Genomic DNA, 7,078 nt, shown 5'->3' on the forward strand with positions numbered 1-7,078 from the left:
GGCCCCGCCCAGCAGCGCCCCGGGAGGCAGGCTCACCGGCAGCACCGCCGGCGCCGCGAGCATCAACACTCCGACGAGGGCCGTCGTCACCCCGGCCGCCTTGAGGAGCCGGGCGCCCCGGACCCGATCCTCCGCCGCTACCCGCAGGTCATACAGGTCCATCAGGTAGAGCGCGAACTGGAACGTGGGGACGAAGGTGGCCCCCAGCAGCAACAGCGCTGGCAGCGTCTGGGCCAGCGGCAGGTAGGTGTTCGTTGGCGCCAGCATCCTCGACAAGCAGACCGCCCCCAGCAGACACGCCAGGGCGATGGCGGCGCCCTCGATGACGAAGAGCGTCAGCTTCCTGGATGAAAAGTAATGGTGGAAAACCCGAAGCACGTATGTCCCTCCGACCGCCCTCGTCGCCCTTCCCTACGACTCCCGGCCGCGCCCTCCTCTCGGCGCGGCCGGGTTGCCGCTGTTGCTACTTGCGCATGTAGTTCTTCATGTACGGGGTGTCGCTCACCTCCGCCCCGTTCAGCACGCAGCCCAGGATGGGTGCGCCGCCGAGCTGCTCCACGGCCTGGTTGACGGCCCGGGCCGGGGTGACGTTGGCCCGCACCACCATCAGCAGGCCGTCCGTCTGGTGGCCGAGGATCGCCGAGTCCGCGAACGGCAGCGTGGGCGGCAGATCCACGTACACCTCGTCGAAGTGCTCGCGCACCACCTTGAGGAACTGCTTCATCCTCGCGCTGGCGAGCGCCTGGGTGGGCTCCTCCGGCGTGGCGCCCGCAGTGATGACGGCCATGCGCGTGGCATGGAAGCGGCGCACCAGGTCGCGCACCTCGCACTCGCCGGCCAGCAGCTCCGACAGGCCCGGCCGGCCCTTGATGCCGAGCACGTCGGCCACCTGACCGCGACGCAGGTCCGCGTCGATGAGCAGGATGCGCCGCTCGGGGTTGGCCCGGGCCGCGGCCAGGGCGAGGTTCACCGTGGTGACCGTCTTGCCCTCGCCGGGCAGCGACGAGGTGATGCCCACCACCTTGAGCGGCCGCAGCTCGCGCATGCGCTCCAGCCGGTAGTAGAGGCTGCGGTACTGCTCCGCCGCGCTCGAGGCCGGTGCCGTCAGCGACACCACCCGCTTGTCCACCGCGTTCGGCGAGCCCGCCGCATCATCCACTCGGGGAAGGAAGTTTCCCGCCCGCTCCATCGTCTGTTCCATCTCAGTCCTCCCAACTTCCAAGTTGTTCACCCGAGCTTCCCTAGTTCAGAGGCGAGTCCGACGAAGACGGCGTCACCACCCCGTTGCGCGCTCCCGTGGCGGGCATCAGCACCCGCTTCTCCCCCTTGCCTTGCATGTTCGGGACCACCGCGAGCACGGGGAGCGGCAGGCGCTCGCGCAGCTCCTGGGTGTCGCGGATGCTGTCGTCGCGCATCTCGAGCACCACGCCGGTGAGGACTCCGGTGCCGAGGGCGAGCAGGAAGGCGATGAGCAGGCCGCTCATCCGGTCCGGCCGGGCCGGCGTCACCGGCACACCCGCCGGGGACACCACGTTGAAGAGGCTCTCGGCGCTCTTGACCTCCAGCTCCTGGGCGATCTCCGCCTCCACCCGGCGCGACACCACGCTCTGGTACTTGGTGCGGGCGATTTCATAGTCGCGCTGCAGCACGCCCAGCTCGTGGGCCCACTTCGGCGTGCGGTCCAGCCGCTCCTGGTAGCCCCGGGCCTGCTGGTGCAGCCCCTCGATGTCCTTCTGGATGGCGCCGCTGAGGTCGGCCACGCGGGCGCGCTCCTGGCGCTCGGCCCACTGGCGGCTCTCGGCGTCCTTGCGGCGCTCACGCATGGTGGAGAGCTCCTGGTTGAGCCGCTTCACCTCGGGGTGATCCGCCGTCCAGGAGGAGCGGGCGCCCACCAGGGCCTGGGCGAGGGAGTGCTCGGCGGCCTCCAACCGGCCCGCCTCGCTGTCCGCGGCATTGCGAGCCCGCGCCAGCTCCGAGCGCCGGGCCTCGGCCACGCGCAGCTCCTCGGACTTCGTCTGCATCAGCGCCCCCACGCGCTCCAGCCCGCGCATGTTCATCTCGAGCTGCTCGGGCAGCTCGCCGATGTGGTCCACCTTGAACTGGGCGATCTTCTTCTCCCAGTCGGTGACCGTCTTGGAGAGCGACACCAGCTCATCCTGGAAGAGCTGGGTGGCCCGGGCCGCCTGCTCCTGGCGCGACTTCAGCGCCTGATCCGAGAAGATCTGCGGCAGGCGGTTGGCCACCTGCTGCGCCACCTGCGGATCCCGGCTGGCGTACGTCAGCTCGAAGGCGCTCTCGCCCTCGACGCGCACGGTGAGATCCTTGCGCATGCGGTTGACGGCGGCCTCCATGCCGTCCTCGGACACGATGTCCGGATAGAGGTTCATCTCCTCGATGGCCTTCTGCAACACGGGCCGCGCCATCAACTCCTGGCGGACGGTGAGCAGCCGCTGCTCCACCAGCTCGCTCACGGTGCGCTGCACCATCTCCTCTCCGGGCCGCTGAGGCTGCACTCGCACCACCGCCGTCGCCTCGTACACGCTCGGCTGGCTCAGCACGATGGCGGCGCCCACCGCGAAGACTGCCAGCACGATGGCCCCGACCAGCACCTTTCGGCGCCACAGTGCCTTGAGCACCTGGTCTGCCGTCATCCCACGCTCCATGTGCGCTCCTCCTCCTCGCTCCACCTGTGCCTCATCCATCTGTGCCTACCAACCGATCATGTGCAGGCGGACGGCCGCGACATTGCGGGTCAGCCCGACGTCCGCCGCGGCTCCGCCCGCGCCCACCTGGGCGATGCGGTCCACGGCGCCCTGCACCGACATGTACTCATTGACCTTGAACTCGAGCCCCGCGCCCAGCGCGTAGCCCTGTGCCACGCGCTCGGCCCCGCCCAGGGTGAAGGCGCCCTCGTTCGGCGCGCGCCCGTTGCGGAAGAAACTGGCGGCCCCGTACATCGACAGCCTGTGGGTGAAGTGCTGGTTGAACACCAGCCCCGCGTAGTCGGCCCACAGCGCGTTGGTGAAGCCGCTGGCGCCCACCAGGTCGTGCCCCGCGACGAAACCCATGTCGAAGCGCCCGGCCTCGTGCAGCACCTCCAGCTTCACCCTCGGCAGCAGGCCCCGGGTGCCATCCGCCCCGACGTAGGACACCGGACCGGCGCGGCCCGTGAAGGTCATCTGCCGCGTCAGCCGGTAGCGCAGGGCCGCGACGACGCCGTGCGCCTGATCCAGCTCATCGCCGAAGAGGAAGGCCTGGTAGCGGTACTCGGCGCCCAGGGACAGCCGCCGCGTGGCGCGCAGCCAGCCCTCCACGAAGGGGGTATGGACGAAGCCCGTGGCGTGCTCGCCCTCGAGCATCTTCACCCCCTCCATCCCGTAGCCGGCCCCCACGTCCACCCGCCGGCTCGCCCGCCCCGACACGTACACCCGCGTCTGTCCATAGAGGACGGGCTGGGCCGCTCGGGCCACGCTCTCACGCGGCAGCGAGGTGGGATCCGTCACCCGGTAGAGGCTCCCCGACACCTCCACCCGCAGGCGGCGCGACAGCAGCTTGCGCACCGACAGCCCCCCGCGGTGATCCATCGTCAGCCGGCCGGAGCCGTGCCGCAGCAGGAGGTCCGTCGCGTAGAAGCTCTCCAGCGTCAGCGACGGATCCTTCACCTCCAGCCCGAGCCGTGGCGTCAGCTTCGTCATGAACTGACCGCCCGTACCACCGGCGTTCAGCCGGAAGTCGTCGTCGTAGCGCTCCTCCAGCGTCACCTTCGCCCGAGGCTCCACCACCGTGGCCGCGAGCGCGGCTGGCGCGCCCCCCACTACCGCCGCCGCCACCCAACCCTTCCATGCACGTCTCACGGCACCCTCCATCCCCGCACTCCGACCCCGGCCCTGGCGCCCACGCGCCCCGCTCCACCCCGAAACACCTCACGGAACGACGATGGTGTCGCCCGGCCGCAGGATGAGCGGCTCGAACTTCTCCGGCTCCTCCACCAGCTCGCTGTAGCTCACGGGGATGGTGCCCCCGTCCTGGCCCGAGCGGCGCAGGACGACGATGGCGTCCTTGTCCGCGAAGTCCGTGAAGCCTCCCGCCAGGGCAATGGCCTGGAGGATGGACACGCGGCCCCGCAGCGGGTAGGCGCCGGGGTGGGCCACCTCGCCGGTGATGTAGACGCGGCTGCTGTTCACCTCGCGGACGACCACCGTCACCCGGGGCTCCTGCACATACGGCTTGAGCGCCTCGCGCAGCTCATCGGACAGCTCGGTGGGAGTACGGCCCTCGGCCTTCACCTCGCCCACCATGGGCATGGAGATGAAGCCGTCGGGGCGCACCGGCACCGTGCGCGAGAGATCCGCGTCGCGCCACACCGCCACATCCAGGATGTCCTCACGGCCGATGCGGTACGGCTGGTCCGAGTTGTCCACCTTCGCCGAGCCCCGGTGGGCGCACCCCGACAGGAGGAGCAACCCCAACGCCACCCACCACCTCGCGCTCGTCTTTCCCATCGTTCGCCTCTCCCCTCAGTCCCTGGCAACCAAGCAAGAAGGCCAGGAACCACGTGTTCGGGGGTGGCCGTAGCAGCGGGTGTGCCAACGCCACCGCGAGGGCAAAGTCCCCGGATCGTCATGGGTTACGCGCTACCCCCAGTCGGAAGCAGGGCGGGTGTCCGGGAAAAAATTCCGACATCACCCCTGGGGGCGGACTCGCAGTGGAGTCCGGATCACACCCGAGATGGGAACCGCGCTTCCCAAGGTGTCCCAGGGTTTTTCCCATTTCCTCGGGGCCCACGGCGGCACGCCATTTGAATCCACCGTCAGCGGGCTCCGGACCCGGGCAGGTCTGGAGTATCGAAGGAACGGACGGCGGCTATGAACAAGGTGGCGGGGGCGGTGATCGCGATGTTCTCGGTGGGCGCGGTGGGAATGACGCTGCTGGGCTCGGTACTGGGTCCCTATGCGGAGGCGGCCACGGTGGTGCTGGTGGGCATGGGCCTGTTCACAGGCAGCTCGGTGCTGGGCACGAGCAAGGAGACGGCGCCGGCCGGAGTGGCGAAGGAAGCCTGAAGTTCCTGAAGTAAGAGTGACAGTCCCCGCCACCCCGAAGGGCCATGGCGGGGACGCACGGGGCCCTGGCGAGCAGGCAGCCAGGGCCCTGGCTTCAGGGCGTGCCGAGGCACCGCCGCGACGCGAGTGCCCGAGGCTCCCCGGTAGCTCCGCCGGGCAGGCGACAGGAGAGACCCACCACCGGTACCGGCATGAGCCGAGTCTGGGTCGTCCCATCCCCGAGCTCCCCCGCCGTGTTCGGACCCCAACCCCAGAGGGTACCCTGCTTGTCCAGCAGGAGCGCGTGGGTGCCAGAGGAGACGGCCACCACGTCCTGGAGACCCGGCACCTGGACGGGCGCGGGCGGGTTGCCAGCCCGGCCAGCCCTATCCATGCCCCAGGTCCACAGGGTGCCATCCCGGCGCAGCGCCAGCGTGCGGTAGGAGCTCGGGCCCGCCATGATGGCCACGACGTCCGAGAGGCCCGGCACGGCCATGACCGCGGCCCTGTTGATGTCCGGGGACAGCTGGCCGAGCTGGCCATGAGCGTTGTTGCCCCAGGTCCACACGGTGCCGTCCGCGCTCAACGCCAGCGCGTGTGCCCAGCCCGTCGAAATGGCCACCACGTTCTGGAGGCCCTTCACCTGCACGGGCTCGCGCTTGACCATGCCGAGAGTAGGACCTTCGCCGAGCTGGTGGCCGCCGTTGTGTCCCCAGGCCCAGACAGTGCCATCCGAGCGCAGCGCCAGGAAGTACCCGCCACCCGCGGCCGCGAGGGACACCACGTTGGAGAGGCCCACCACCGGGGCGGGCGCCGTCACCTGCAGCACGGACGGGGAGCCGACTCCCAGCAGGCCGGAGCGGTTGTTACCCCAAGCCCACACGGTGCCATCCGCCCGCAGCGCGCTGGCGAAGGAATGACCGGCCGAGACGGCCACCACGTCCGTGAGGCCCGGGACCTTCCCAGGCACCGGCGTGGCTCCGGCGTCGACCTTTCCGTTTCCGAGCTGCCCCTGGTCGTTCTTGCCCCACGCCCAGACAGTGCCGTCCGCACGCAGCGCCAGGGAGAAGCCATGTCCGGCCGAGACAGCCACCACGTCCGTGAGGCCCGAGATCTTCACGGGCAGCGGCGTGGCAGCGGAACCCGCCGTTCCGATCCCGAGCTCGCCCGAGGCATTGCTGCCCCAGGCCCACACGGTGCCGTCCGGCCCCAATGACAAGGAGTGGGAGAAGCCAGCCGCGATGACGCCCGGGACGAGGCCCTGCTTCGCGGAGGCCTGCCCACCCTTGTTGGCACTCCCACCCAGGCCGGTCATCAGCGTGATGCCGAGGAGAGACATCAACAGCCTTCGCCAGACACGCTTCCCATCCCTCATGTGGACCTCCCTCATATGCGGGTACCCCCCTGCCATCTTCTCACCAGACGGAGCCGATCAGGGGACCGCCGGGCCCTCGTAACACCGGGCATTGCAGCCCTTGTAGAAGTCGAGCGTCACTGGAACCTCGCCCGACGCGGGAACCTCGACGACGGCATCGCAGGTGCGGTGCCAGTTCTCCAGGCAGCCCGCGTCGACGAGCGCCGGAGTCGGACCCGTGGGGGTGAGCGCCCGCTTCGCCTCCTCGACGAGACAGTACGTCCCCGCGGGCAGCGACAGGACGAAGGCACCCGCCGCATCGGACGTGGCCTCGGCGAGCACCTCGCTCGCGGTGTTCTCCGAGCCCCGCCGCACCAGGATGCGCTTGCCGGACTCGGGCTCCCGCCGAGACAACTCCATCCCCTTGGGGGGCCGGGCGCCCCCGCAGTACGTCTGCGTCGTGCGGATGGCCTGGCCCCGCACCGTCGCGAGCCCCGTGCTCTTCGCGCGCAGCTCCGCCTCTCGGCGATACACCTCCGGCATGCCCACCCGGAGGAACGTCTCGAAGCCGAGGTCCGGGAACTCCGCCTTCACCCGCTGCACGGCCGCTTCCACGGCTTCGTCCCGCACCGGCAACGTGGGCTCGCTGGCCCGCACCAGCTCGATGACCTTCTCCAGGTAGGCC

The 7,078-nt window shown here is 70.2% G+C and carries 7 protein-coding genes and 1 pseudogene; 1 reads left to right on the forward strand and 7 read right to left on the reverse strand.

Going from position 1 to position 7,078, the window contains the following annotated elements; translation table 11 throughout:
• The 5 genes and pseudogenes from VF697_RS26420 to VF697_RS26440 form a co-directional block, all read right to left on the reverse strand.
• A pseudogene (locus VF697_RS26420) lies at nucleotides 1-378 on the reverse strand (sugar transferase); the annotation flags it as partial.
• An 85-nt stretch (nucleotides 379-463) separates the two neighbouring features.
• On the reverse strand, nucleotides 464-1,201 hold the full coding sequence (locus tag VF697_RS26425; protein ID WP_331099491.1) for a CpsD/CapB family tyrosine-protein kinase: 738 nt from the start codon (nucleotides 1,199-1,201) through the stop codon (nucleotides 464-466).
• 40 nt (nucleotides 1,202-1,241) lie between these two features.
• Complete coding sequence (locus tag VF697_RS26430; protein ID WP_331099492.1) at nucleotides 1,242-2,663, reverse strand: GumC family protein; 1,422 nt, start codon at nucleotides 2,661-2,663, stop codon at nucleotides 1,242-1,244.
• 45 nt (nucleotides 2,664-2,708) lie between these two features.
• Complete coding sequence (locus tag VF697_RS26435; protein ID WP_331099493.1) at nucleotides 2,709-3,854, reverse strand: hypothetical protein; 1,146 nt, start codon at nucleotides 3,852-3,854, stop codon at nucleotides 2,709-2,711.
• A 69-nt stretch (nucleotides 3,855-3,923) separates the two neighbouring features.
• A complete protein-coding gene (locus VF697_RS26440; protein ID WP_331099494.1) occupies nucleotides 3,924-4,502 on the reverse strand; it encodes a polysaccharide biosynthesis/export family protein in 579 nt (192 codons plus the stop codon).
• Nucleotides 4,503-4,865: 363 nt separating this feature from the next.
• Between VF697_RS26440 and VF697_RS26445 the strand changes: the two genes are divergently transcribed.
• Nucleotides 4,866-5,060 (forward strand): hypothetical protein, encoded by a 195-nt coding sequence (locus tag VF697_RS26445; protein WP_331099495.1) that lies wholly within the window; start codon nucleotides 4,866-4,868, stop codon nucleotides 5,058-5,060.
• Nucleotides 5,061-5,154: 94 nt separating this feature from the next.
• Here VF697_RS26445 and VF697_RS26450 read toward each other — a convergent pair whose 3' ends face one another.
• On the reverse strand, nucleotides 5,155-6,378 hold the full coding sequence (locus tag VF697_RS26450) for a hypothetical protein (RefSeq protein WP_331099496.1): 1,224 nt from the start codon (nucleotides 6,376-6,378) through the stop codon (nucleotides 5,155-5,157).
• Between the two features lie 93 nt (nucleotides 6,379-6,471).
• On the reverse strand, nucleotides 6,472-7,078 hold a 607-nt coding region (locus VF697_RS26455; protein ID WP_331099497.1), incomplete at its 5' end, for a hypothetical protein.

Source organism: Archangium sp. (assembly GCF_036388035.1).
Taxonomy (GTDB): domain Bacteria; phylum Myxococcota; class Myxococcia; order Myxococcales; family Myxococcaceae; genus Archangium.